19 protein-coding genes are annotated in these 26,048 nt (G+C 44.7%); 10 read left to right on the top strand and 9 right to left on the bottom strand.

Features of this window, described 5'->3' with window-relative positions; translation table 11 throughout:
• The first annotated feature begins 78 nt into the window (after positions 1–78).
• On the top strand, positions 79–558 hold the full coding sequence (gene accB / locus AC1DFM_RS05690) for an acetyl-CoA carboxylase biotin carboxyl carrier protein (protein ID WP_477075750.1): 480 nt from the start codon (positions 79–81) through the stop codon (positions 556–558).
• 134 nt (positions 559–692) lie between these two features.
• Positions 693–2,030 (top strand): acetyl-CoA carboxylase biotin carboxylase subunit, encoded by a 1,338-nt coding sequence (gene accC / locus AC1DFM_RS05685; RefSeq protein ID WP_477075749.1) that lies wholly within the window; start codon positions 693–695, stop codon positions 2,028–2,030.
• A 60-nt stretch (positions 2,031–2,090) separates the two neighbouring features.
• Here accC and AC1DFM_RS05680 read toward each other — a convergent pair whose 3' ends face one another.
• The 3 genes from AC1DFM_RS05680 to AC1DFM_RS05670 all read right to left on the bottom strand — a co-directional run bounded on the left by AC1DFM_RS05680 (position 2,091) and on the right by AC1DFM_RS05670 (position 6,177).
• Positions 2,091–2,912 (bottom strand): hypothetical protein, encoded by an 822-nt coding sequence (locus AC1DFM_RS05680; protein ID WP_477075748.1) that lies wholly within the window; start codon positions 2,910–2,912, stop codon positions 2,091–2,093.
• A gap of 117 nt (positions 2,913–3,029) precedes the next feature.
• Positions 3,030–3,836 carry a hypothetical protein gene (locus AC1DFM_RS05675; RefSeq protein ID WP_477075747.1) on the bottom strand — a complete coding sequence of 269 codons (807 nt, stop codon included), beginning with the start codon at positions 3,834–3,836 and terminating at the stop codon, positions 3,030–3,032.
• 151 nt (positions 3,837–3,987) lie between these two features.
• Entirely contained in the window at positions 3,988–6,177 is a 2,190-nt protein-coding gene (locus AC1DFM_RS05670; protein WP_477075746.1) for a glutamine synthetase III family protein, read from the bottom strand.
• 291 nt (positions 6,178–6,468) lie between these two features.
• Here AC1DFM_RS05670 and purL point away from each other — a divergent pair, with 291 nt between their 5' ends.
• Positions 6,469–8,697 (top strand): phosphoribosylformylglycinamidine synthase subunit PurL, encoded by a 2,229-nt coding sequence (gene purL / locus AC1DFM_RS05665; RefSeq protein WP_477075745.1) that lies wholly within the window; start codon positions 6,469–6,471, stop codon positions 8,695–8,697.
• 121 nt (positions 8,698–8,818) lie between these two features.
• Here the strand turns inward: purL and AC1DFM_RS05660 are convergent, their stop codons facing one another.
• From AC1DFM_RS05660 to AC1DFM_RS05650, 3 genes are all read right to left on the bottom strand, one after another.
• A complete protein-coding gene (locus AC1DFM_RS05660) occupies positions 8,819–11,146 on the bottom strand; it encodes a TonB-dependent receptor (RefSeq protein ID WP_477075744.1) in 2,328 nt (775 codons plus the stop codon).
• Between the two features lie 8 nt (positions 11,147–11,154).
• Entirely contained in the window at positions 11,155–12,228 is a 1,074-nt protein-coding gene (locus AC1DFM_RS05655; RefSeq protein WP_477075743.1) for a PepSY-associated TM helix domain-containing protein, read from the bottom strand.
• 669 nt (positions 12,229–12,897) lie between these two features.
• The gene (locus AC1DFM_RS05650; protein WP_477075742.1) at positions 12,898–14,139 is read right to left on the bottom strand and encodes an aminotransferase class I/II-fold pyridoxal phosphate-dependent enzyme; all 1,242 of its coding nucleotides are present in this window, start codon (positions 14,137–14,139) and stop codon (positions 12,898–12,900) included.
• Positions 14,140–14,313: 174 nt separating this feature from the next.
• Between AC1DFM_RS05650 and pafA the strand changes: the two genes are divergently transcribed.
• Genes pafA through AC1DFM_RS05635 form a run of 3 tightly spaced genes read left to right on the top strand, consistent with a single transcriptional unit; the run spans position 14,314 to position 17,511 of the window.
• Positions 14,314–15,981 carry an alkaline phosphatase PafA gene (gene pafA, locus AC1DFM_RS05645; protein WP_477075741.1) on the top strand — a complete coding sequence of 556 codons (1,668 nt, stop codon included), beginning with the start codon at positions 14,314–14,316 and terminating at the stop codon, positions 15,979–15,981.
• 53 nt (positions 15,982–16,034) lie between these two features.
• Positions 16,035–16,814, top strand: coding sequence for an enoyl-CoA hydratase/isomerase family protein (locus AC1DFM_RS05640; protein WP_477075740.1), 780 nt, complete (start codon positions 16,035–16,037; stop codon positions 16,812–16,814).
• Between the two features lie 49 nt (positions 16,815–16,863).
• Entirely contained in the window at positions 16,864–17,511 is a 648-nt protein-coding gene (locus AC1DFM_RS05635) for a hypothetical protein (RefSeq protein ID WP_477075739.1), read from the top strand.
• Between the two features lie 462 nt (positions 17,512–17,973).
• Here AC1DFM_RS05635 and AC1DFM_RS05630 read toward each other — a convergent pair whose 3' ends face one another.
• Complete coding sequence (locus tag AC1DFM_RS05630) at positions 17,974–18,396, bottom strand: hypothetical protein (RefSeq protein ID WP_477075738.1); 423 nt, start codon at positions 18,394–18,396, stop codon at positions 17,974–17,976.
• A 149-nt stretch (positions 18,397–18,545) separates the two neighbouring features.
• On the opposite strand from AC1DFM_RS05630, the gene AC1DFM_RS05625 reads away from it, so the two are divergent.
• From AC1DFM_RS05625 to AC1DFM_RS05615, 3 genes are all read left to right on the top strand, one after another.
• Positions 18,546–19,967, top strand: coding sequence for a tetratricopeptide repeat protein (locus tag AC1DFM_RS05625; protein ID WP_477075737.1), 1,422 nt, complete (start codon positions 18,546–18,548; stop codon positions 19,965–19,967).
• Between the two features lie 181 nt (positions 19,968–20,148).
• The gene (locus AC1DFM_RS05620) at positions 20,149–20,913 is read left to right on the top strand and encodes a phosphosulfolactate synthase (RefSeq protein WP_477075736.1); all 765 of its coding nucleotides are present in this window, start codon (positions 20,149–20,151) and stop codon (positions 20,911–20,913) included.
• Positions 20,914–21,051: 138 nt separating this feature from the next.
• Positions 21,052–21,792, top strand: a complete 741-nt coding sequence (locus AC1DFM_RS05615; RefSeq protein ID WP_477075735.1) for a shikimate dehydrogenase family protein — start codon at positions 21,052–21,054, stop codon at positions 21,790–21,792.
• 118 nt (positions 21,793–21,910) lie between these two features.
• Here AC1DFM_RS05615 and AC1DFM_RS05610 read toward each other — a convergent pair whose 3' ends face one another.
• Entirely contained in the window at positions 21,911–22,723 is an 813-nt protein-coding gene (locus AC1DFM_RS05610) for a class I SAM-dependent methyltransferase (protein WP_477075734.1), read from the bottom strand.
• Between the two features lie 122 nt (positions 22,724–22,845).
• On the opposite strand from AC1DFM_RS05610, the gene truB reads away from it, so the two are divergent.
• Positions 22,846–23,541, top strand: coding sequence for a tRNA pseudouridine(55) synthase TruB (truB, locus tag AC1DFM_RS05605; protein WP_477075733.1), 696 nt, complete (start codon positions 22,846–22,848; stop codon positions 23,539–23,541).
• Here truB and tamL read toward each other — a convergent pair.
• Positions 23,522–25,951, bottom strand: coding sequence for a translocation and assembly module lipoprotein TamL (gene tamL / locus AC1DFM_RS05600; protein ID WP_477076032.1), 2,430 nt, complete (start codon positions 25,949–25,951; stop codon positions 23,522–23,524). The two genes, truB and tamL, sit on opposite strands and share 20 nt — an antisense overlap.
• Positions 25,952–26,048 lie beyond the last annotated feature (97 nt).

Genomic DNA, 26,048 nt, shown 5'->3' with positions numbered 1-26,048 from the left:
CTCTTTCTGAAACAAAATTCCTGACTCCGTAAATCAGCGTCCATCATATTCTATATTTCTAAACCAAAAACTGTCTACATGGACTTTAAACAGATTCAGGAACTGGTAAAAATGATCAACAAATCAAATATCAGTGAACTGAGCATTGAACAGGACAAGTTTAAGATTACAATAAAGCAGAAGGACAACGAAGTACAACAAGTAATCACCGTTCCTGCAACCATGGCATCCGTACCGGCAGCAGCCCCTGTAGCTCCTGCAGCAGCGCCGGTTACCGCAGCTCCAGCCGCAGCTGCGCCTGCTGTTACTAAAACAGACAACCTGGTTACCATCAAATCTCCAATGATCGGTACCTTCTACCGCAGCGCCGGACCAGATAAAGCCGCTTTCGTTAACGTAGGTGACGAAGTAACTTCTGGCAAAGTGGTGTGCATCATCGAAGCAATGAAGTTATTCAACGAAATCGAGAGTGAAGTAAGTGGTAAAATCGTGAAAGTACTGGTAGATGACGCATCTCCGGTAGAATACGATCAGCCTTTATTCTTAGTTGAACCATAATAATAGCCTTTAGCTTTTAGCTGTTAGCCTTTAGCCTTCCGGAGTGCATATTGTCAAGCCGGAATACTAAAGGCTAATAGCTGAAAGCTAATTGCTAACCGCTAAAAGCTATTATTAACTTATTAAGGAAAACAATGTTCAAAAAAATATTGATTGCCAATCGTGGTGAAATTGCCCTTCGGATTATCCGTACCTGTAAGGAAATGGGTATCAAAACGGTGGCAGTTTATTCTACAGCAGATAAGGACAGCCTGCACGTGAAATTTGCCGATGAAGCAGTATGCATAGGCAAACCACAAAGCACCGAATCTTATCTGAACATCCCTCACCTGATGGCGGCAGCTGAGATCACCAATGCAGACGCTATCCACCCTGGATACGGCTTCCTGGCTGAAAATGCCCGCTTCGCTGAAATCTGTGGTGAACACGGTATTAAATTTATTGGCCCTACTCCGGATATGATCCGCAAAATGGGTGATAAAATGACTGCCAAGGAAACCATGATTGCTGCTGGTGTACCAGTTATTCCAGGATCTGAAGGTTTGCTGCAGAGCGTGGAAGAAGCTAAAACCATTGCAAAAGGTATGGGCCTTCCGGTAATCATCAAAGCAACTGCTGGTGGTGGTGGTAAAGGTATGCGTGTAGTATGGGAAGAAAGTGAGTTGGAGAATGCCTACAACATGGCTAAAAATGAAGCCCGTGCCTCTTTCAGTAATGATGGTATCTACATGGAGAAATTCGTGGAAGAACCCCGTCACATTGAAATTCAGGTAGCGGGTGATCAATACGGTAAAGTATGTCACCTCAGCGAAAGAGATTGCTCTATCCAGCGTCGTCACCAGAAACTGGTAGAAGAATCACCCTCTCCATTTATGACGCTTGAACTGCGTGAGAAAATGGGTGAAGCTGCTATCAAAGCTGCCAGTGCTATCAACTACGAAAGTGTTGGTACCATTGAGTTCCTGGTAGATAAGCACCGTAACTTCTACTTCATGGAAATGAATACCCGTATCCAGGTAGAACACGGCGTAACGGAAGAAGTGATCAACTTTGACCTGGTAAAAGAACAGATCAAGATTGCTGCAGGGATTCCTATCTCCGGAAAAAATTATACACCACAGATGCATGCCATCGAGTGTCGTATCAATGCGGAAGATCCTTACAACGATTTCCGTCCTTCTCCGGGTAAAATTACTACGCTTCACATTCCTGGCGGTCACGGTGTAAGAGTTGACTCTCACATCTATGCCGGTTATGTGATTCCTCCTTACTACGATTCCATGGTGGCAAAAATTATTACCATGGCACAAACCCGCGAAGAAGCGATCAATACCATGGAACGCGCACTGAGCGAATTTGTGATTGAAGGTGTTAAAACTACTATTCCATTCCATCAACAGCTGATGCGTGATGAAAACTTCCGTAAAGGTAACTTTACCACCAAGTTTACAGAAACATTCAAGCTGGTATAACGGAAACGGATATACTATTTAAAAAAGTCCTCCTGCTCAGGAGGACTTTTTTTATGCGCTTTAATGATGCCCGTATACAATATTGAGTGTCTGGAAGGGCGTTAACAGGAATATTTTTCCCTGGTATTTAGGCATATTGAAGTTGATCTGCAGCGGTAATCCGTAGCTGTTATAGCTATCTGCTACAAAAGCATTGTTTCTGCTATAATCAAGGTCTACAAACTGCCATACAGGATGCAACTGGTGAGGATTTACTTTGGTATCATACACTGGAAATACATCATCAGTGCTGGTCGTACCATCTGAATTTAGCGTGGAAGTATTGATTTTCCAGGCATTTCCGGCAGCGTTGTAAGTATAGGTAGTAGTAATCACCTCCATGTAGGGTTTGCCCGGGAAGCGTTGTTCTTTTACCTGTGTTACCCGGTCCTGGCTATCATAGGTGTATTTTTTTGTTCCCATAAAAGTGCCGTTATTATTGAGGGTGAGCGCAGGTCTGTTGTAAGTACCAAAGGAAAAAATGCTGTCGGTAGTCACTCGTTTTTTGTTGTCAGTCAGATAGGTATGTGCTACTTCATAGTAGGGATTGCCATCGTAATAGGCGCCGATCACAACACGGAGCGCCTGTTGGGTATTGTATCCGAACAGGAATTGTGGGTTGCCGGTACTAATGTGTTGGCCAGCGATCTGAATAGGATTGTGTTTTGTATTGTAACTGACTTTGATCGTGTCGTTCCATTCACTGGGAATCAGGCCGCTTAGTTGTGTGATTTCATAAGACTGTGGGCCAGGCAGAATAACAGGTGGTTTAGCACAATGAGAAAACAAGACTACAAACAGCATAGTGGCGGCAGCACGTGCCAGCAGGGGATAATTTTTCATGTTAATAATGAGGGTTTTTTTGATGAAAAAAATGGTGATTACGGAGGGGTGTTTTGGTTAACAGGAATCTTGAAGAATGGCGTCCAGTGGGTGGCCGGACGCGTGTATGAGTAGACGTTAGTGCCTGTATTTCACTTGCATGTTTAAGAACATAGTGCCTAGCATGGCTCTGTCGTAATATTGCCCGATAATTTGCAGGGGTAATCCGTAAATATTATAACTACTGGCAGTAAAAGGATTGTTACGACTGTAGTTAAGATCTGATAGTTGCCAGGTAGGATGCAGTTGCCGGATGTTGACTTTATTATCATAGGCTGGATAATAGATGGTAGGTGTGGGGGTTGCTTTTGCGTAGGTAGTTGTTTCGTAGCTGTTTTCCTCTGTTATTTTCCATGCATTTCCTTCCGCGTTGTAGTAGTAGTTGAATACCCGGATATGTCCTACGTTGTTGATGGTTACTTTGCTGATCCGGTGGAGGGCATCAAATTTATCGAAGGTGATGAGGAAACGGATGGGGAGCTTGCCGCGATTATCGGGGAGAGGGCCATGGGGGCCGACTTCACCGAATTCAAATACGGTATCTGCTTTGGGAACGGAGCTATGTTGGTCGTATACATAGCGGTGCCATGTGTCAAAGCTGTTGTTGGGGTAGGCATAGGCGCCTATTTCATCGGTCAGGCGGCCTTGCTGATCGTACCAGAAAATGCAGTTAGGGGCGCTGGTGCCGGGGTGGTGGAAGGTAATGCTGATAGGGTCTCCTTTGGCATTGTAGGCTACTTTGCCGGTGTCGTTGTTGGTGATGAGGGAATCCACCCGGTAATAGTCTGCATTGGGAATAGTGCCACCAGGCTTGATACAGGCGCAGAAACAGGTACTAACAGCAATGACTATACTGCAGTGCTGCAGCAGTTGTTTTTGTTTCATGGTGTTGGATGTTAATGGAGAATGAGAAAAACAGAAACAGGTTTGGGGTGTAGTGGTTATTAGGGTAATGGAATTTACGGAGAATATTAAGAAAAACAAAGCCCCGGATGAAAATCCGGGGCTAATCATACACCAAAACAATCTTACGGTTTTATCGCAAGAAAAGCAGTTCTCTGTACTTAGGCAGTGCCCATTTTTTGTCGTCCACCAGGAATTCCAGTTTATCGGAGTGGTAGCGKATAACATCAAAGTAAGGCTTGATTTTTTCGCAATAGTCGATTGCTTTCTGGCGGCTGTCAGTCAGCTTGTTAGCTACTTTACGCGCCTCAATCATTGCCTGTACGTTCTCACTAATTACGTTAATATGTTCAGCTATTTTAGCAGCAATTTGTTTTTGTGCTTTCACGCTTTCGTCGCCTAATCCGATTGCTTTCAGGCCATTAATGTTAGTTATCAGTTCATTTAAGTAGCTGATAGCCGATGGCAGGATAGTGTTGGTTGCGAGGTCGCCGATAACGCGGGCTTCGATCTGCACTTTCTTCACATAGTCTTCCAGCAGTATTTCGTGGCGTGCGTGCAGTTCTTTTTCGTTGTAAACGCCGGTTTCTGTATAAAGTTTGGCGGCTTTAGGCGTGATCATTGCATCCAGCGCTTTAGGAGTGGTTTTTACGTTAGCCAAACCTCTTTTTTCCGCTTCTTTTTCCCATTCTTCACTGTATCCGTCGCCTTCGAACAGTATTTTTTCCGAATCTACAATATATTTCCGAAGAGTTTGCATAATTGCAATCTCTTTTTTCTCACCTTTCTCAATCAGACCGTCTACTTCAGTTTTGAAGTCAACCAGTGTTTTAGCCATGATGGTGTTCATTACAGTCATAGCAGAAGCACAGTTGGCAGAAGAACCTACCGCGCGGAACTCAAACTTGTTGCCAGTGAAAGCAAAAGGAGAGGTACGGTTACGGTCGGTGTTATCCAGCATCAGTTCAGGAATATGACGGTGCAGGTCMATTTTCAGGATGGCTTCGTCTTGTTCGTCGAACTTGTTGTTTACGCGGTTTTTAACTTCCTGCAGTACGTCGAACAGGTATTTACCGGTAAATACAGAGATGATAGCCGGAGGCGCTTCGTTGGCACCCAGACGGAAGTCGTTGCTTGGAGAAGCAATAGCAGCTCTCATCAGGTCAGCGTAATCATGTACCGCTTTGATGGTGTTCACAAAGAAAGTGAGGAACATCAGGTTGGTCTTTGGAGTTTTACCAGGAGCCAGCAGGTTAACGCCGGTATCGGTAGACATGCTCCAGTTGTTGTGTTTACCAGAACCATTGATGCCTGCAAAAGGTTTCTCGTGCAGTAACACTTTCAGTTTGTGACGTTTAGCCACTTTATTCATTACATCCATCAGCAGAGAGTTGTGGTCTACTGCGATGTTTACTTCTTCAAAGATAGGAGCACACTCAAACTGAGAAGGTGCTACTTCATTATGACGGGTTCTTAAAGGAATACCCAGTTTGTAAGATTCTACTTCGAAATCGCGCATGTAAGCGTATGCACGCTCAGGGATAGCACCGAAGTAGTGATCTTCCAGCTGTTGACCTTTGGAAGGTGCGTGACCTACCACAGTACGACCAGTCATGATCAAGTCAGGACGGGCGTTAGCCATTGCTTCGTCTACCAGGAAGTATTCCTGTTCCCAACCAAGGGTACCAGTTACTTTGGTAACGTTTTTATCGAAATAATTACATACGTCTACTGCAGCTTTGTCCATTGCAGCCAGTGCTTTCAGCAATGGTGCCTTGTAGTCCAGAGATTCGCCGGTGTAGGCAACAAAGATAGTAGGGATGCAGAGTGTTTTACCATAACCTTGTTCCAGGATAAATGCTGGAGAAGAAGGGTCCCATGCAGTGTAACCGCGTGCTTCGAAAGTAGCTCTCAAACCACCGTTAGGGAAGCTGGAAGCATCTGGCTCTTGTTGTACCAGTGCATCGCCATCAAAAGTTTCCAGTGCAGTACCGTCACCTTTCAGGGTGAAGAAAGAATCGTGTTTTTCAGCGGTAGTACCAGTTAATGGTTGGAACCAGTGGGTGTAGTGAGTTACACCTTTCTTCATGGCCCATGCTTTCATGCCGGAAGCAATCTGCTCGGACATTTTACGTTCCAGCTTGGTGCCATTTTTAACAGAGTTCATCAGGCTTTTATAAGCCTCATCGCTCAAATATTCCCGAACAACTTTGCCGGAGAAAACGTTGCTGCCAAATACATCGGTGATTTTACCGTCATGTTCGGTGAGAGTGGAGTCTACGCCAGCTAATCCTTCCAGCGCTTTGAAACGTAACGATTGCATGCTGTAAATTATTTTACACAAAAGAACGCAACCCTCGCTGAAAATGCAAATAAATTGTTCATTTTAACTGAAAAATTACATTTGGGTCTTTTAAAAGGGTTGTTTTTTGCTGTTTGGTCAAAATAATTGCCTGTATGTGTCTGAAAACTGATAAATTAAAAAATTAATAATATGATTAGGCGCTGATAAAATTTACTCCATAATAGCTACCGGGTAACCTCTTGGCATTTGTAGGAAAATCATGTACTTTTGCGACTTCTTTTAAATTACTCGTTTTTTATACTTAAATACATGCAAACCACCGTAGAAATTGCTGAACAGCTAGGACTTACCGCTGACGAGTTTGAACGAATTATATCTATTTTAGGCCGTACCCCCAACTTTACAGAATTAAGTATGTATTCTGTAATGTGGAGTGAACACTGCTCCTACAAAAACTCAATCGTTTGGCTGAAATCCCTGCCACGCGACGGAGAAAGACTGCTGGTAAAAGCAGGTGAAGAAAATGCCGGTCTGGTAGATATTGGCGATGGCTATGCAGTGGTATTTAAAATAGAATCGCATAACCACCCTTCCGCTATCGAACCTTTCCAGGGTGCAGCTACCGGAGTTGGTGGTATTCACCGCGATATATTCACCATGGGCGCAAGACCAATTGCTGCCATGAACTCCCTGCGCTTCGGTAATATTAATGATAAGAAAACACAACATCTCGTAAAAGGTGTGGTGCATGGTATAGGTCACTATGGTAACTGCTTCGGCGTTCCTACCGTAGGTGGCGAAGTATATTTCGAAGACTGCTACGGTACCAACCCACTGGTAAACGCATTCAGCGCCGGTATCGTAAAAGTAGGTCAAACTGTTTCCGCTACTTCCCACGGTGAAGGCAATCCTGTTTTCATTGTAGGTTCTGCTACCGGAAAAGACGGTATCGGTGGTGCATCATTTGCTTCTGCCAATATCACAGAAGACAGCGTGGAAGACTTACCAGCAGTACAAGTAGGCGATCCATTCCAGGAAAAGAAATTACTGGAAGCCTGCCTGGAAATCATTAAAACAGGTGCTATTGTAGGTATGCAGGATATGGGCGCTGCCGGTATCACTTGCTCTACTGCTGAAATGAGTGCTAAAGGCGAACATGGTATGCATATCTGGTTAGATAAAGTACCTACCCGCCAGAAAGATATGAAAGGCTGGGAAATGCTGCTGAGCGAAAGCCAGGAGCGTATGCTGATCGTAGTAAAGAAAGGTGAAGAGAAAGCAGTATTGGATATCTTCGAAAAATGGGATCTGCACTGCGTACAAATCGGTGAAGTAACCAAAGATAAAAATCTGAAGTTCTATATGGACGGCGAACTGGAAGCAGATGTTCCTGCTGAAAGTCTGGTACTGGGTGGCGGCGCTCCCCAATATCACCGCGCTTACACAGAACCAGCTTACTTCGCTAAAGTAAAAGCATTCGATATCCAGAATATCCCTGATACAGACAACCCTCAGTTTGTAGCAGAAAGAATGGTGGCATTGCCTAACATCGCTTCTAAACGCTGGGTATACAACCAGTACGATAGCATGGTAGGTACGGCTAACGCCAGCACCAACGCACCAAGCGATGCGTCTATCGTGTTGGTAAAACCAACTAAGAAAGCATTGGCAATGACTACCGACTGTAACGGTCGCTATGTATTTGCTGATCCTCATAAAGGCGGACAAATTGCTGTAGCAGAAGCTGCCCGTAACATCGTTTGCTCTGGTGGTGAGCCAGTGGCTATTACCAACTGTCTGAACTTCGGTAATCCTTATGATCCGGAAGTTTACTACCAGTTTGTACACGCTGTACAAGGTATGGGTGAAGCCTGCCGCAAGTTCAATACACCTGTTACCGGTGGTAACGTGAGCTTCTACAACCAGTCACCAGACGGACCAGTATATCCAACACCAACCATCGGTATGGTGGGTATCCTGGATAGCATGGACCAACGTATCACCCTCGATTTCAAAGCAGAAGGTCACCTGGTATATCTCATCGGCCGCAGCCGCAACGATATCAGCAGCTCTGAATACCTGCACAAAATCATCGGTATAGAATATAGCCCTGCACCGCATTTCAACCTCGAGGAAGAACTGCAATTGCACAAGGCAATTACTAAACTGAACAAAGCAGGACTGATCCGCTCTGCACACGACGTGAGCGATGGCGGTTTATTCGTTACCCTGCTGGAAAGCGCTATGCCACAAGGTCTGGGCTTTGAACTGACTACCAACAATAAATTCCGTAAAGATGCTTACCTGTTTGGTGAAAGCCAGAGCCGTGTAGTCGTAACCGTTAAGCCGGAAGATAAAGAGAAGTTCGAAGCACTGATGCACAGCCTCGTAGACGCTTCCGATAACTCTGTACGTCACGAGAAACTGGGTGTTGTTACCGGCAGTCACATCAAAGTAAATGGTGAAGACTGGGGTACTGTATCCACCTGGAAAAATACCTACGATACAGCGATCGAAGAAATCATGAAGAAAGCATAAGGCTGAAAGCCGAAAGCAAAAAGCTATAAAAGCGAATGACCTGAGCGAGTATTCAAACTCATACGCTCAGGTCATTCGCTTTTATAGCTTTTTGCTTTCGGCTTTCAGCTTTTAGCTCTTTTTAAAATGAATATTTAAACCCTACATTAAACCTGGCGCCACTACCTTTAATATAAGAATCCGTGCGCACCCTTCCTTGCGACATTACCGGGTAGTAGTCGGCGTTCAGGAGGTTATCCACACCTAAACGAATAGCGATGGCTTTGTTGAAACGCCAGGCAGTATAGAAATTAACAAGAGAAAAATCACCGACAGGTCCGTTGCCCAGGTCATATTGCTTCGTGGTAGGATTAATGTCGAAGCGCTTACGTACACCTGAGTAGATATAGTATACCCCCAGATCCCATTGCTTCAGCGGCGAGTAGTTCACATTGATGGTCATCTTATCCGGAGAAATGCGGGTAGTAGGTAACCAGGTATGCACGCCGTTTACATCTTTTTTACCTTCCACATGTGCGTAAGAAGCATTGGCAGACAGGTTAGGCAGGAACTGGTAACCGGCTGTTAATTCAAAGCCTTCCACTCTTTCAGGAGCACGCTCCGGCATGGCTACCCCGTTTACATCTTTCAAACTGGTACCCAGGTTGGAAGTACTGATAAAATAGGAACCGGAAGCATTGAATTTGCCAATATTACTGTTGAAGCCTGCTTCGTAGTTGTTGGTAATAATGGCTTCTGTTTCAATGGTTTTAATACTGGTAGCCCCATTAGATACGGCTTTGGCCAGGCGCAGGGTACGGCCCAGGTCATACAGCGAAAAGCTCTGTGAATAACTTACGAACGGATTGAATACCGGGAATTTGGTATAACGTAAGCCTGCATTGAATACCAGCGCTTCGTAAGGGAGGTTGCCACCTTTTACAAATACACCACCGGCATAGTTGCCGAATTTAATGGTGGTATAATCAGGAATGTTCAGGGAAATATTTTCATATCGTACGCCTGCTTTTACCAGGAAGTCTTTAAAGAGATAAGTTTTTAACTGTGCATAAGGCGCATAGTTCTTCATATTCATCTCTGGTACAAAACCACGGCCATCGGTGAGCGGCTGGGAGGTTTTATCGTTCAGGATGTCTACACCCCAGGTGACATCACCGAATACATTCGGATGGAAATTGAAAACCGTATTGAAGTTTATTCTTGCGCCCATTTTTTTGGAAACAATCGCAGAGTTGCCGGGAGGTGCATAGAAATCGGAATATTCAAAAACCGTGTAAAAGCTTTGATAATAAAGGTTTACGTTGAGTGAAGTATTTTTGAAAATGTCTTTGTTGGTATAATTAATATAGGCGTTATGGTTATACGGAGTGCCTTGTTTGTCGCCGGGGTTGCTGCCTTTCACGCCAATAATCGGCGCTTCGCCAAATTTACCGGTGGAAGAGTCTACATAGCTGCTGTATTGCATGGTACGGTAGTAATTGTACATCACTTCAATGCGGCTGTTGGCGTTGATATCATAGCCAAGTTTGGCGAAGAGATTAACGTTTTTATTTTGTGCGAGCGACTGGAAAGGCGCAATGATAACGCCGTCTGCATCTTTCACCACACCGGTTTGTTCGTAGGTGCCGCTGGCCACGTAATCAAATTTGTTGAGTTTGCCGGTAAAGTTTTGTGAGATGCGGCCGCCAATGGTGTTGGAAGGATGCAGCAGGGAACCGGCGCTGCTTACATCAGTAGTACCGCTGAAACGCTTGTTCTGGTTGGCTTTGATGGTAATGAAGTTAACGATACCACCATCGGCGCCGTTACCATAAATAGCCGTAGATCCTTTAATTACTTCCACTCTTTCAATAACGGAAACGTCTATACTACGCATATCTTTATCGCCGTTGCGTAGCGGAGTAGATTGTGGGATACCATCAATCATAATAAGCATGCCGCGTCCACGGAGGGTTTGGCCCTTGTTGGTGGAGGTATTGGTACCCAGTGTCAAACCCGGTACATTCATACTGAGCAGCTGGTTGATATCTGTAGTGATGGCGCTTTGTTCGCGTAGTTGTTTCCMGGAAATAATGGTAATGGAGGAAGGCACGGTACCCAGTGTTTCCTTGTTACGGCTGGCGGTCACTACAACTTCGTTGAGGCCTACATCTGAAGGTTGTATGGTGAGCTGCAGGGGATTGGTCCCTTCTTTTACGATAATGGATTGTTCCAGTGTCTGGAAGCCGATACCGGCTGCCAGTAAGGTATACGTGCCTGGTTTTACATCGTTGATGGTAAATTGGCCATTGGCGCCGGTTACCGCGTGTTTCTGTGTGCCGGAAAGATAAATCCTCAGCAGTGGCACAGCTGTTTGCGCGGTATCTTTAATAGTGCCTTGTATGCTTTGCGCGGCTAATTGTAAAGTAGCCATCATTAACACCATCCCCAAAACAAAAATCTTCTTCATATCTATTACTATATCCTGTTGTGTATTTTAATAATATATTTTCTGCGGTACCAGATCAGGAAGCCTGAAACGGAGAGTACGCCTGGGGTTAAGGCAAGGAGTGAATAAATGATTTTTAGTAAGATGCCGCCATAATTGCCGAAGTGGAGCGGGGCTATGCAGGCATTGAATTTATCGCCAAAGGAAGCTTTGCTGAAGTTCACTGTTTTTTTAACGGTGCCATCGGCATTGATGAATACGGAGGAGGAATATTCGCCGAAGAAGGCAGATTCCCGGGCGTGACCCAGTATCCGGATGGGATCACCGGCTTTTTTGGGTGGGCGAACGCCCATGATTTTGAAGCCGGGTATGCTGACTTGTGCTTTCATCAACAGGGGCTCATAATCGCCGGAGAAGGGAACAGCCGTGAGCGGGGCTTTGGGACTTTTCCGGCTATCCAGCACTTTTAGTTCCATCATAAAGCCGGTAAAGGCGATGAGTAGATTAAAGAGTAGTGCCCACACACCGATGATGCGGTGCAGGTTGCGCCAGCGCCGGGTGCGGTTCTGCCATTCCAGTTTTACCCGGAAGGTCAGCACTTTTATCACAGCGTTCCGGTAAATAAACAGTCCGGTCAGCACCGAAAGGAATAGCCCTATTCCTGCTATGAGTATGATAGTAGCCCCGGTTTTACCATTCAGCAGGGTAAAGTGCAGGTAGAGCACATAGCCCGTGAAATGGTCTGTATTGGCGTATTGCTGTAATATTTTACCGGTATAGGGATTTAGCAAGATGTATACCTTGTGGTCGGCAGTATACTCCGCTCTCATCACAATGCTTTCATCGGGTGCCTGTGGTAGCCGGATAACGATGAGGTAAGGATTGCCGGGAAGCGACTGGCGGGCATCCTGCATCAGGTCCTGCAGCGGTTTGGGGGTAGTGCCGGGTGTAATGTGATAGGCTTCGGTGTAGAGTGCATGGTCTATTTCATCGCTGAAAACGAGCATGCTGCCGGTTATGCTTAACAGCAATAGCAGGATGCCAGCTATTAATCCCGTAATCCGGTGTATCCGGAAAAATTGTTTACTCCATTGAATTTTCAATGCAAATCGTTTAATAAACCCCTTATTAGATGATGATATCCAGTTGGCGAAACAACGAATGTGCTATAGACACTGAATGCGGCCTTGCTTTTATGGTTAAAAGCCTGAATATGTTTTGCTTCCGCCGCAAAGTTATCACGGTGTGCCCGGGAAGTTGTTACGCAAAAGGGAAATTTTTTAATCAGATTAGGAAAAAATGGGCCTTTTTACATTTAGGTGATATATTACCGCAGTGTTAATCTTTAACAAGCTGTTAACAAAATCCAACTTACGTGTTATGGAAAATGCTAAAATCTCGCCTATTTTTGATAAGCATCAATGAAAAGAAATACTGAATTAAAATAAAACCTATTTTATAAAATATTTGGAATCACTTGGTTATTCCAATTTCTATGAAAACCATTTGTTCTCTACCATGTCCTGATGAAATCTAATGAAAAATTACACCTAGTGAAAGAACGATTTGAAGTAAGGGCTGATTAACGTCAGCCCTTTTGTTTTCCCTCAAAGGAACAAAGTAGTAGGGCAGCGAAGACTTTTTATGCTTCTTTTTCCGTTCCTTTGGATGTTTGGCTACCTATACCACCTTTTACGCTGCCTTTTCCCATTTTAAATAGAAAAGCCTTCCTGAAGAGCAGGAAGGCTTTTAATATTATAGCAAGTTGACGGTTATACCATTGGAATTTCCGCTACCTGGTAAACTTTCTCATCCAGTTTCGCCTTGGTTTCGCTGAACGCCTTGAGGGTCAGTTCAATATCTTCATCGCTGTGGGCAGCGGTTGGGATCAGGCGGTAAATGATTTGTCCTTTAGGAATTACCGGATATACCACGATAGAGCAGAAAATGTTATAGTTTTCGCGCAGATCGAGGCACATAGCGGTTGCTTCCGGAATATCGCCCTGCAGGTAAATCGGAGTTACCGGAGAATTGGTTCTGCCGATATTGAAACCGCGTTCTTTCAAGCCATTCTGCAGTTTATTCACATTCTCCCACAATTTCGCTTTCATTTCAGGATGCTGACGCATCAGCTGCACACGTTTCAGGTGTCCGATAACGATAGGTAATGGAATAGATTTAGCGAAAATCTGCGAGCGCATATTGTAGCGCAGGTAGTTGATGATCGCTTTTTCACCGCTGATGAAAGCACCGATAGACGCACCGGATTTCGCGAAGGTATTGAACAGCAAATCGATTTGGTCCTGTACACCTTGCTCTTCACCAGTACCAGCACCGGTTTTACCCATGGTACCGAAGCCGTGGGCGTCATCTACCAGCAGGCGGAATTCATATTTATCTTTAAAAGCAGCAATTTCTTTCAGTTTACCCTGGTCACCGGCCATACCGAATACGCCTTCTGTTACCACGAGAATACCACCGCCCTGGGTTTTAGCCAGTTCAGTAGCACGTTTCATCTGCTTGTCGAAATCTTCCATGTCGTTATGCTTAAATACATAACGTTTGCCCGGGTGCAGGCGTAAACCATCCAGGATACTGGCGTGGCACTCTGCATCGTATACGATTACATCTCTGCGACCAACAATGGCATCAATTGCACTCATGATACCCTGGTAGCCATAGTTTAATAAAGTAGTAGCTTCTTTGCCCATGTAGTCGGACAATTCATTTTCCAGCTGCTCATGGTAGTTGGTGTTACCACTCATCATACGCGCTCCCATTGGAGAGGCCATGCCGTAATCAGCGGCGGCTTTCGCATCAGTAGCCCGCACTTCCGGGTGGTTGGCTAACCCCAGGTAGTTGTTAAGGCTCCACACAATTTTGTCATTGCCCCGGAATTTCATGCGGGGACCTATTTCACCTTCCAGTTTAGGAAATGCGAAATAGCCATGGGCTCTGTCTGAATGTTCCCCGATAGGGCCCAGATGTTTCAGCAGTTTCTCGAAAATATCCATACGATATATTATGTAATGGTTAATTCATTCCTTTCAAAATGGACACAAAGGTATTAAAATATTAGTTTTTGTAATCTTGGTTTACATTTGGCATCTCGTTGTAAACAAATTATTTGTTACATAACGATGCCTTATCTCGTTGTATTTCAGGTACTTTTAAATATTTATAATCTAATGAAATTTACACATTTCCTGACAGGTGTCCTGCTATTCTCTGCTTCAGCTGTGCAGGCGCAGAAAGCCACTTCTCCCAAACCATTTAATCACCACGTGGCCGCTAAACCTTCCAAAATGTCTGCCAAACCTAAGCTGGTAGTAGGCGTAGTGGTAGATCAGATGCGCTGGGACTATCTTTACCGCTATGGTAACCGTTATGGCGCTGGTGGATTTAAACGCCTGTTACAGGAAGGCTTTTCCTGCGAAAATACCCTCATAAATTATACGCCTACTATCACAGCTTGTGGTCACACCTGCGTATATACCGGTTCTGTACCGGCTATTCATGGTATTATCGGAAATTCCTGGTATAGTCCGGAGCTGGGCCGCACGGTATATTGTGCGGAAGATACCACTGTTACCACTGTGGGCAGCACTTCAGCCGCTGGTAAAATGAGCCCGCGCAATATGCTGGTAACCACTATCGGCGATGAACTCCGCTTATCTAACAACTTCCAGAGTAAAGTACTTGGGGTAGCGATTAAAGATCGTGGCGCTATTTTGCCTGCCGGACACAGTGCCAACGCGGCTTTCTGGTATGATGGCAGCACCGGCAACTGGGTTACCAGCACCTGGTATATGAAAGAATTACCATCATGGGCGCAGGAATTCAATCAACAGCAATATCCTAAGCAATATCTGAGCAAACCGTGGACTACCCTGTATCCGGTATCTACCTATACCCTCAGCACTGTTGACGAAAAACCTTACGAAGGCAAGTATAAAAACGCCACCAATACCTCTTTCCCACACACCCTTGCTGATATCTCCAATACAGCAATTTCGGCTTCTCCTTTTGGAAATACCATGACCCTGGAATTTGCTAAAAAGGCCATGGAGGCGTATGATATGGGTAAAGGAGACGTCACTGATTTTATGGCCATCAGCCTTTCTTCTACCGATTACGTAGGACACCAGTTTGGGCCTAACTCTATTGAAGTAGAAGATACCTATTTGCGCCTGGATCAGGACCTGGCTACACTCTTCAAGTATCTGGATGCCCGCGTGGGTAAAGGCCAATACCTCTTCTTTATCACCGCAGATCATGGAGTGGCACATGTACCAGGCTTCCTGGAAGAAAATAAACTGCCCGGTGGTACCTGGGATGAGCAGGCAGCGGTAAAAGACCTGAACGAGCAGGTGGCTGCTAAGTTTGGGGTGAAAGGTGTTGTAAAAGGATCTGATAACTACCAGCTGTGGTTGGATCACGATGGCATTAGTGCAGCAGGTAAAAATGAAAACGAGATCCGTCAGTTTATCATGGCCCGTTTGCTGAAATCACCGGCTATTGCGAAAGCTTTCCCGATAGAAAATCTGATGGTGACCAATTTACCGGAGCCTATGCGTACCATGATGAATAACGGATTTAATACCAAAAGAAGCGGCGATATCCAGTTGGTATTGACTCCCGGCTATATTGATGGTGGTAAAACCGGAACCACACACGGTTTATGGTATCCATATGACGCGCATATTCCACTGGTATGGATGGGATGGGGTATTCAACCAGGTAAAACCAATCGTACCGTTGGTATGACAGACATCACACCAACACTGGCGGCATTATTACATATTCAGATGCCTAGCGGTAACGTAGGTCAGGTAATACAAGAGATTACCCATTAAATTTTTTTTGCTTAGATTGCCATAAACAAGGTTGTTTTTATAATTCTTTGTTTATGGCATTTTCTTTTTTAGAATATTCGGTGGCAGCGCGGGTTGCCACCATTGCATTGAACCGGCCGGAGAAGCGTAATGCGCTGAATGGCCAGCTGGTAGCGGAGTTAAGGGAAGCTTTTCGTGCTGCAGCAGCAGATGAAGCCGTAAAAGTGGTGGTATTGAAAGGAAATGGCGAGGCATTTTGCGCTGGCGCCGACCTGGAATACCTGCAGCAACTGCAAAAGAATACTTACGATGAAAATCTCGCTGATTCCCGCGAACTGATGCAGCTATTCCGGGAGATTTACGACCTTGACAAGATTGTAATTGMCCAGGTGGAAGGACACGCCATAGCAGGGGGCTGCGGACTGGTAACACTCTGCGACCTGAGTTATGCTGTACCGGAGGCCTTAATGGGTTATTCAGAAGTGAAGATTGGATTTATCCCGGCGCTGGTAGCGGTTTTCCTGGTTCGCAAAATAGGGGAGGGGCGGTCCAGGGAATTGTTATTAACCGGAAAGCTGGTCACCGCTGAAAAAGCGGCTTCCGATGGATTAATTACTGCGGTAGTACCAGCAGCGGAAATAGGCGCCTATGTAGCTAAAGTGGCCAGCAGCCTGTGTAAGGATGCTTCTGCCAACTCTCTGAAAGTAACCAAAAAATTGATTGGCACAGTGTTGGACTTACCATTAAAGGATGGGTTGCAGCTTGCTGCAGAATTGAATGCCGCTACCCGTGGGCACGACGATTGTAAACGCGGTATCGCCGCATTTTTAAATAAAGAAAAGTTTACCTGGTAGTTAGTTTATCCGCCTTAACTATACCACCATTCAACTAATACACCATACTATGTCATACCGGTTGATATTCACTTTTATCCTGACTTGCTGCGCGGGTTCATTACTGGCGCAACGCATTGTTTCAGATGCAAAAATTGTATACAAGATGGAGCTGCCGCCGGAGCAGCTGCAAATGGATGCTATGCTGGAAGGAAGCACCTTTACACAATATCTGCGCGGGCCACTGAGCAGAATAGACATGAATTTCAACATCGTTCATTATACTTATCTCATTAACAGCAAAACAGAAACTATGACCACGCTGATTGATCAGCATGGGAATAAGTACCTGATCCGCGCCGGGAAAGACCAGTACAATAAGGATTTGAAGCAGTATGAGAATATACAGTTCAAAGACCAGACAGAAACAAAGGACATAGCAGGGTATACCTGCAGAAAAGCCATTGGCACTATGCCGGATGGGCAAACTTTTGAGGTGTTCTATGCTGTGGACCTGGTGCCGGAAAACAGGCAATATAACCGTCGTTTTGTGAACCTGAAAGGCATCCCGCTGGAGTTTGAGATCCTGACCAAAACAGGCGCTAAAACCAGGGTTATTGCTACTAAAGTAGATTTGTATCCAATTCCTGCTTCTTATTTTGATGTGCCTAAAACGGGGTATAAAGAGGTAAGTCAGGAGGAGTTGAAGAATATGTAATTGTTATGTTTTTCGGAAGATTTGATACTTTTTGGCGTCATAAAGGGGCATCAATTGATGCCAGGAACGCGCTGGACGTTTAATATCTTCCGAAAAAACCAACAAACTTTATAGGATACTTTATATCCTTTTCGATCATCGCAATATAGATTTTTGCGTCTTTTTGGGAAGATTTAACTGTTTTTAACCTAATTCCAGCTCCAAACTATTCTCCTTTCACCTGACTGAAAAAGAAGGCCAAACAGCACCGGTTTATACATCCGGATGTAAATGCCCTAACCTGTTCTGATCCCGGCAAAAACAGGGGTTAAAATGCGAGTAATTGCCATTGGTATAAATTGCAGCATATGAACTCCGGAGCGTACTACTTCTCCGGAAAATATCAAAAAATGGAAAATACGGGCAAAAAAAAGAGCCGGTTATTAACCGGCCCATATTGTAATTGAAGAAACGTAGAATTTATTATCCCTTTTTGAGTGGCAGAATGATCTGCAACTTCTGGAAGTTCATGTTACCCGGCGGCTGTGACTGTACCTGGACATTGGTAGGCACCACGTAGGTGACATTGCCCTTGGTGTAGGTGGTAACCGCTTTCAGATTAATGACATTATTGTAGTTATTAACAACGGTGTTGGTATTAAACTTAAAGGCAGAGCTGAACGTTCCGGAATAACGGTAACCTGCATCCAGGCTTAAACTCGTCTTCGGAATGGCTGTAGTCAACTCAAAATGAGGACTGTCGGCCGTTTTTTTCGTTTTGTCTTTATTATTATCGGAAGGCAAAAAGCTACTATTTGCCAGCGCATTGAGAGCAAAAAACGCCAAAGCGCCCGCTAACAAGCAAGACAATGAAAAAGTGCGTGATATGTTTGTTTTCGCTTTCATTGTAACACAAATGTACAAACTTTTTGATATATTATATAACAAATTCTTAACGCAAGATACGATTAAATCACAAAGAATTGTTAAAAAATATTTAAAAGGTTGTGAAGCCCCCAGATTTGGGCATAAATAAAAGTACTATATTTACATTAATGAGTAAAGACTTTTCCTTTTTAAACGAAGATTTTGATGATCTGAGAGACTTGTTGCAGCAGTTTGAAAACCTCAGGGCTGGTAAGTCTCATTCTTTTTTGGACGAAGATTCATTTGAGCAGATCATAGACTATTATGACGAGCATGACGAAATGCCGATCGCATTGCAGGCCGCCGAAATAGCCATCGAACAATTCCCCTACTCTTCTACCTTACTGCTAAAAAAAGCCAACTTACTGATAGAAACCAAAAAGTATAAGGAAGCCCTGGATTTACTGGAAAAAGCAGAAGTACTCGACCGCACTGATATTAATCTTTATATACTTCAAACGGATGTTTACCTGGCGCTGAATCAGCACCAGAAAGCCGCCAGTGTGCTGGAAGAGCAGATAGAGCAATTTTCAGGGGAAGACCGGACGGAATTATTACTGGAGCTGGCTGATGTGTATGACGACTGGGAAGAATTTGAAAAAGTGTTCGATTGCCTGAAAATGGCCCTGGAATATGATCCCAACAGTGAAGAAGCCCTCCATAAGATTTGCTTCTGGACGGAGTTTACGGGTCGTAATGAAGAAAGTATCCGCCTGCATAACGCCATCATAGACGAACATCCTTTCAATCAGCTGGCCTGGTTCAACCTGGGTACGGCTTTTCAGGGATTGAAGTTGTATGAAAAAGCCATAGACGCTTACCAATATGCCGTAGCTATTGACGAGAAGTTCGATTATGCCTACCGGAATATGGGAGATGCGTATATCCGCCTGCGTAAGTATGCCGAAGCCATAGAAGTGCTGCAGAAACACCTGGAAATAGCCAAACCAGAGGACGTGATCTATGAGGCGATTGGCCATTGCTACGAAAGACAACGCAAATTTACCCAGGCCCGGTACTACTACCGTAAGGCGTCGCATCTGAGCCCCAACGACGATAAGCTGTATTACAAGATCGCCGTGGCGTATATGATGGAGGCAAATTGGGAAAATGCCGTGAAATCGTTGCTGAGCGCCCTTAAAATCAATAAAACCAACGCAGAGTATAATATGAGCCTGGGTGAGTGCTACCTGGAGCTGGGTAAAAATAAAGATGCACTGGTTCATTTTATGAACGCCGTGCGTACCCGCCCTAAGAGCGCCGTTACCTGGCAGGAGCTGTTAAAAGGCTTGTATGTGTCCGGATTCCTGGAAGAAGCCCTGGTACAGCTGTCTATAGCAGAGGAAAAGGCCGGCCGTAAGCCTATATTTATCTACTACCGGGCCGCCATCCTGATTGCTATGGGGAAAACCAAAGAAGGACTGTTGCATCTGGAAACTGCCCTGCAACAAGCGCCTAAAATTGTTAAAAAACTCGTAGAGCTTGACCCTGCTGTGTTACAGCATGTGAGTGTGGTCGATTTGATAGCACAATATCGCCGTAAACGTTAACCAGTGTTATTTACTTTAATAAAATAAAGTATACTTCTTATTTTTGCGCCGGCTTTTAATTGTCATGGACAAAAGTCAACAGTATTTCCGGTTACTAAAATTGCATCTACGCTATCCCGAAGTGCCTGGCGAAAATTAGTATGTGTTTTACTGACCAAATAAGAAGATAAAAATATTTCAAATGAATTTTAATCTGACACAAATCCCGGAAAGGACAAAGAAGCCCCGTACGCATGGATTGACCATGGTAATGGATAAAGGCCTGAGTTTGGAAGAAGCACGAAATTTTTTATCGGCAGCAGGTCCGCACATTGATATCCTGAAGCTCGGTTTTGGCACTGCCTTCGTAACGCCTAACCTGCGCGCAAAAATTGAACTTTACCAGGCGGCAAATATTCCCGTATACTTTGGTGGTACTTTGTTTGAAGCGTTTGTTATCCGCAACCAGTTTGAAGAATACATCAACGTGGTAAAAGATTACGGCATCAGCTACATGGAAGTATCTGACGGCTCTATTACCATCCCACATGCAGAAAAATGTGGCTACATTGAAAAATTGGCCAAAATTGGATTGGTGTTGAGCGAAGTAGGCTCTAAAGATGCCGAACACATCATCCCTCCCTATAAATGGATTGAACTGATGCGTGCTGAACTGGCTGCCGGCGCTACTTATGTAATTGCTGAAGCCCGTGAAAGCGGTAACGTTGGTATTTATCGCGGTAGTGGTGAAGTACGTGAAGGCCTGGTACAGGAAATTCTGACCCAGATCCCTGCCGAGAAAATTATCTGGGAAGCGCCTCAGAAAGCCCAACAGCTTTATTTCCTGGAACTGGTAGGTTGCAACGCCAACCTCGGTAACCTCGCACCAAATGAAGTGATTTCCCTGGAAGCCATGCGTATTGGCTTAAGAGGAGATACCTTTAACCTGTTTTTAGATAGAGAATAGTTTTATAAATAATTACGAATTACGAATTACGAATTACGGATTTGTGGGCAGATATAAGCGAAGGGAATCTTCGCGTTTACCTTCTACCCACAAATCCGTAATTCGTAATTCGTAATTCGTAATTCTAATTATCGCTTCATGAAGATTTACGGACTCATAGGCTACCCACTTAGCCACTCTTTCTCCAAAGGGTTCTTTAAAGAGAAGTTTGAAAAAGAACAGATCACTGACAGCGTGTACGAAAACTTTCCGATCCCCGGTATTTCCGAATTTACGGCCCTGTGGGAACAACATCCGCAATTACACGGACTCAACGTCACCATCCCATATAAAGAAGTAGTGATCCCTTTCCTGGATGAGTTGAGCAAAGCCGCCGCGCAAATCGGCGCCGTGAATTGTATTCATTTGAAAGATGGAAGGAAAACCGGCTATAACACCGATGTGATTGGGTTTACTAAATCGCTGCAACCCCTGCTGCAAGCGCATCATACCCAGGCGCTGGTATTAGGTACCGGCGGCGCGGCCAAAGCCATTATGTATGCGCTGGAGCAACTTAATATCACTTATACCGTGGTAAGCCGGCAGGCAAGTAATGGTACTATTACTTATGATGCCCTGGATGAGGCTACCATGGCTGCACATACCATTATTGTAAATACCACCCCTTTAGGGATGTATCCCAAAATAGATACCTTCCCTGAAATACCTTATCAATACCTTACTTCCCGTCATCTGCTGTATGATCTCGTTTACAACCCGGCAGAAACAGCCTTTTTACAACGGGGCGCTGCACAGGGAGCGACCATTAAGAATGGCCATGAAATGCTGATCCTGCAGGCAGAAGCTTCGTGGGACATATGGACAGAGCAGAAAGTATAGATGCTAAAGCATCTGTAAACAAAGCCGAAAGTAAAAAGCTATTGAGGCGAATGAACTTAGCGAATTATATCCGCTTTGATCATTCGCCTCAATAGCTTTTTACTTTCGGCTTTATGCCTTATGCTTCCCCGTTCTGTTGGGGCTTAATCATATAATACATACAGGTGGTCACGAAGTTCCTGACAAAAGGAATCGCTGCAATCGGCTTCCACTGCACTCTTGCGCTTACCCCGAATTTATATTTGTAAATGGGATTGATCAGGTAGAAACGACGCTGCGTAATTTTATACTGTTGCCGTTTTACAATGCGTTCAAATCGCTCGATGGAAATACCGGTAGACTTTACATCCATCAGGTCTACGACTACCCGATCTCCTTCCCCAAACATGCGTAATACCCCTTTGTATAGCGGTTTGGGCAGAAGGTGGATATACGGAATCATGCTGAGAAATTTATTATGACAAATCTGCTGATGTCCTCCATGAGGCATGTACCAGGGTGGGAACCCGAAATATACCTGCCCGCGTGGCGTGAGTAATTGCTTCAGGTGTCCAATAATTTTTTCCTGGTCAGGAATGTGTTCAATKGCATCTTTCAAAATAATGACATCAAAGGAATGTTGAAATTCTCCCAGGAAGTCGAGGTCATAGATGTTTTTGGCGATCAGTTTTAATTGTCCGCCATCCAGGTATTTTTGAAGGAAGTTTTTCGCCAGTTCGATACGGTCAGGTGCAAGGTCCACGCCTACACAATTACAGCCTTTTTCCAGGAACGGGGTCAATACACCGCCTTCCCCACATCCCACCTCCATTACACGCAAGCCCTCCAGTTGAGGGAATTCCTGCTGAATGAATGGCAGTACGTAGTCGCGCGAGTTATCTACCTGTTGCTTGTGCCGTAGTGTTGCGTCTAAGTGATGTTCTAATGCCATGTATTTGAAAATTCCGTGAATTTAGTAAAAAGCTGCTAGCTTTTAACTTTTGATTATAGTCGCAGTTGTATTGACTAAAAGCTAAGCGCTAATGGCTAACAGCTATTTCCTATCTTTGCGGCATGCAAACGAACGAAAATATTAATTACCAGGAAGGAGCAGTGATATTGATTAATAAGCCACTGACATGGACTTCCTTCGATGTAGTGCGTAAAATAAGGAACACCACCAAAGCTAAAATAGGTCATGCCGGCACACTGGACCCGCTTGCTACCGGTTTGCTCATTTGCTGCACCGGAAAAATGACCAAAAAAATTAATGAGTACCAGGCACAGGAAAAAGAATATACCGGCACTTTTACATTAGGCGCAACTACGCCTACTTTCGACAAAGAATCTGAACCGGAAAATTTTAAAGAGATCAGTCACCTCGATGAAGCCGCTATATTAGCTGCTACACAGCCTTTTATCGGTGAAATCATGCAATTCCCTCCTATACATTCTGCTATTAAACAAAATGGTAAGCCTATTTATTTGCTGGCCAGAAAAGGTGTAGATGTGAAAGTAGAGCCACGTAAATTGACGATTACCGAATTTGAGATCACCAAAATAGCATTGCCGGAAGTACATTTCAGGGTAGTATGTAGCACGGGTACGTATATACGTTCTTTGGCGAATGATTATGGCGCCACACTGGGTTGCGGCGCTTATCTAAGTAGTTTATGCAGAACCAGGATTGGTAATTTCAAGTTGTCGGATGCTACTGATATGGCCGATTTCATTGCTGCCAACACGGTACCTAAAACGGATAACCAATAGCGATATTCCAGATAATATTATCCCGCCGCCATTTGCCATCTTTCAAATCCCATTGACCTAAATACCAGCCGTTTTTATTACCGGTAAAGTAGGGTACTTTCAGTGGAATACCCCAATCCACGCGGATGAGGAAGAAAGAGAAATCTAACCGCAGGCCCGCACCGGTTCCTATTGCCAGATCATGATATAACTGGTTGAATTGGAATTCCGAGCCGGGCCTGGTGGAATCTTTCCGGATCATCCAGATATTTCCCATATCCACGAAGGTGGCGCCTTTCAGGTTTACACTACCTCCGAACATTCTCAACAGGTCGAAACGATATTCCACATTGCCTTCCAGCTTCATGTCGCCGGTTTGGTCGGGGAAAGTCTGTGCGGTGGCGGRGGTGTCTTTATAGGCGCCGGGACCCAGTGTACGTAAGCGGAACGCCCGGATACTATTGGGACCACCAGAGGTAAACTGCCTGATGTAAGGCAATACCTGTGAATGACTATAGGGAATACCGATGCCTGCATAAGCCCTGGYGGCCAAACCACTATGGATGCCCAGCTTCCAGAAATGGCGGTAATCAGCTTCCAGTTTTACGAAGTTGGAGATATTTACACTGGTCAGTGTTTCCAGGTTGGTTTTGGAACCGGAAATGCTGTTCATCACACTGTTGATACCGCTGAGCCATAGGCCTGATTCTTCCAGGTTTATCCTGAAATAGCTGTAGTGGCGTTGATGCAGCAGGTCCTGGTTGTTAAAAATGAAAGACACACTTTCTCCACCAATTAATGCCGGTTCAAAGCTACGTTTCAGGTAAGGGTTGGTATTTACGATGCTATCACGGAACGTAGGGTTCAACGTTACACCCACATAGTTTAACGTGATGGGGCGGATAATCCAGCGTTTGTAAGCCGTTTCGTTCCAATCGTAGCCATAGGAGGCGTTGATGCTTTTTACGTCAAATTTTTCGATGCGCGACAGGTAGTTAGCCCCCAGTATCAACCGGGTTTTCACGTTCGACCGGGCAGATTGTTTGATATGGAATGGCAGCGCAAAACGTGGCCAGGTAAGACTTACCTCTCCGCCAAATTGTTTGGACTGGAGGTCCCATCCGGATTGTTGTTTCACCAGTTCTATACCGGTATTGAGGCTCATCCCAAACTGGGTGGCGGTTCTGTTTAAATTAATATGCCGGTAGTTGAGTGTAATACCAGATCCCAGCGTATAGTCGGAGCTGTTACTTAACTCAAAGCTTACCCCCAGTTCCTGTTTGCGGCGTGGGGTAAGAAATACATACGCATCCAGGGTTTTAGCGGAATCTTTGGGCTCTTTATATTGTAATGTTACAAATTGCCAGATACCGATATCATATAATTTATTGATGGCATTGTTGTATTGCTGTATGGAATAATTTTCTCCCGGCCGCAGGAGTATTGATTTGGAAAGAATTTTAGGTCGTAGAATTTCCTGGTGATAACGGATGTTGATATACTTGCGGTCGTCATGTTTCAGGGTGCTGTCGTTCGGGTTGCCATTCAGCGAATAATCAGGGTAGGCGTATATTTTACCGATGTGGTATTGTTGCCAGGCGGTGAGGGTGTCTTCCGGATTTTTGATGTGGATTTCCACGTCCATGGTCAGTTTTTCCCTTCCCTTATTTTCGTTGAAGATATTCACAAATCCCTCGAAAGGGTTGAGGCTATTGCGGAAGAGGGCTTTATTCAGGGTATCTACACTGTATTCAATCGCATCGCGGTTAAATTTGTAGTAGCCGGCATCTCTGATGAGGCGGGTGAGTCTTTCCCTTTCACTGCCCAGTGTGGACGATTTGAACACTACGCCTTTACGTACCAGGGATAGGTTCTCATTGGCTTTTACAATATTTAAAATGGCGGTATCCGGAACAACGTAGGTCACTTTATCTATCACGAAGTTTCTGCCGGTGTTCACATGGTAGGTGACATTGGTTTTTCTATGTTTGGTTTTGGAATCATAGTTTACGGTAGCGTAGAAGAATCCCTGGTTATGGAGATAGCTGGTCATACGGGTAACTGATTCTACGGATTTAGTAGAATCGTATGCTACCGGTTCTTCGAGATTTCTTTTTGCCAGTACGAGGTTCCAGAACCAGTTTGATTTTTTCTCATTATACTTCTGGTTATAGAGCCATACTTTTATGCGGGTGGTCAGTAATTTTTTGTTGGGTTGCTGTGTCATCAGCGATTTAGAGGAGAGGGAGCTGCGGAGGTCCTGTTTTTCGGCGCTGAGTATTTCTCCTTGTACATCCACTTTACTATTGGTGTAGAGTGTTTGATCTTTCTGGAGGTATTTTGTATTGGAGCATGCTGCCAACGTGAATATTACCGCTAATAGCAGCCATTTTTTCAGCAGTAAAATTCTGGATTTGGGAAGCAGCTGCATCACGGGTGAAAACGTTATTAGTAGTGTTAAAAGCCATGCTGAACAAACCAGGAACCATGCCGCTACTTGGCTGATTAAAAGAAAACGTGTAGGTTTG

The sequence above is a fragment of the Chitinophaga sp. 05T412 genome, from assembly GCF_056396465.1.
Note: the sequence above shows the minus strand (reverse complement) of the source record. Positions and strands in the feature narration are given on the sequence as shown.

Excerpts from the sequence above, each read along its gene's own strand:
- accB (WP_477075750.1), top strand. The coding sequence starts at position 79 with ATGGACTTTAAACAGATTCAGGAACTGGTAAAAATGATCAACAAATCA.
- accC (WP_477075749.1), top strand. The coding sequence starts at position 693 with ATGTTCAAAAAAATATTGATTGCCAATCGTGGTGAAATTGCCCTTCGG.
- AC1DFM_RS05680 (WP_477075748.1), bottom strand. The coding sequence starts at position 2,912 with ATGAAAAATTATCCCCTGCTGGCACGTGCTGCCGCCACTATGCTGTTT.
- AC1DFM_RS05675 (WP_477075747.1), bottom strand. The coding sequence starts at position 3,836 with ATGAAACAAAAACAACTGCTGCAGCACTGCAGTATAGTCATTGCTGTT.
- purL (WP_477075745.1), top strand. The coding sequence starts at position 6,469 with ATGCAAACCACCGTAGAAATTGCTGAACAGCTAGGACTTACCGCTGAC.
- AC1DFM_RS05650 (WP_477075742.1), bottom strand. The coding sequence starts at position 14,139 with ATGGATATTTTCGAGAAACTGCTGAAACATCTGGGCCCTATCGGGGAA.
- pafA (WP_477075741.1), top strand. The coding sequence starts at position 14,314 with ATGAAATTTACACATTTCCTGACAGGTGTCCTGCTATTCTCTGCTTCA.
- AC1DFM_RS05635 (WP_477075739.1), top strand. The coding sequence starts at position 16,864 with ATGTCATACCGGTTGATATTCACTTTTATCCTGACTTGCTGCGCGGGT.
- AC1DFM_RS05630 (WP_477075738.1), bottom strand. The coding sequence starts at position 18,396 with ATGAAAGCGAAAACAAACATATCACGCACTTTTTCATTGTCTTGCTTG.
- AC1DFM_RS05625 (WP_477075737.1), top strand. The coding sequence starts at position 18,546 with ATGAGTAAAGACTTTTCCTTTTTAAACGAAGATTTTGATGATCTGAGA.
- AC1DFM_RS05620 (WP_477075736.1), top strand. The coding sequence starts at position 20,149 with ATGAATTTTAATCTGACACAAATCCCGGAAAGGACAAAGAAGCCCCGT.
- AC1DFM_RS05615 (WP_477075735.1), top strand. The coding sequence starts at position 21,052 with ATGAAGATTTACGGACTCATAGGCTACCCACTTAGCCACTCTTTCTCC.
- truB (WP_477075733.1), top strand. The coding sequence starts at position 22,846 with ATGCAAACGAACGAAAATATTAATTACCAGGAAGGAGCAGTGATATTG.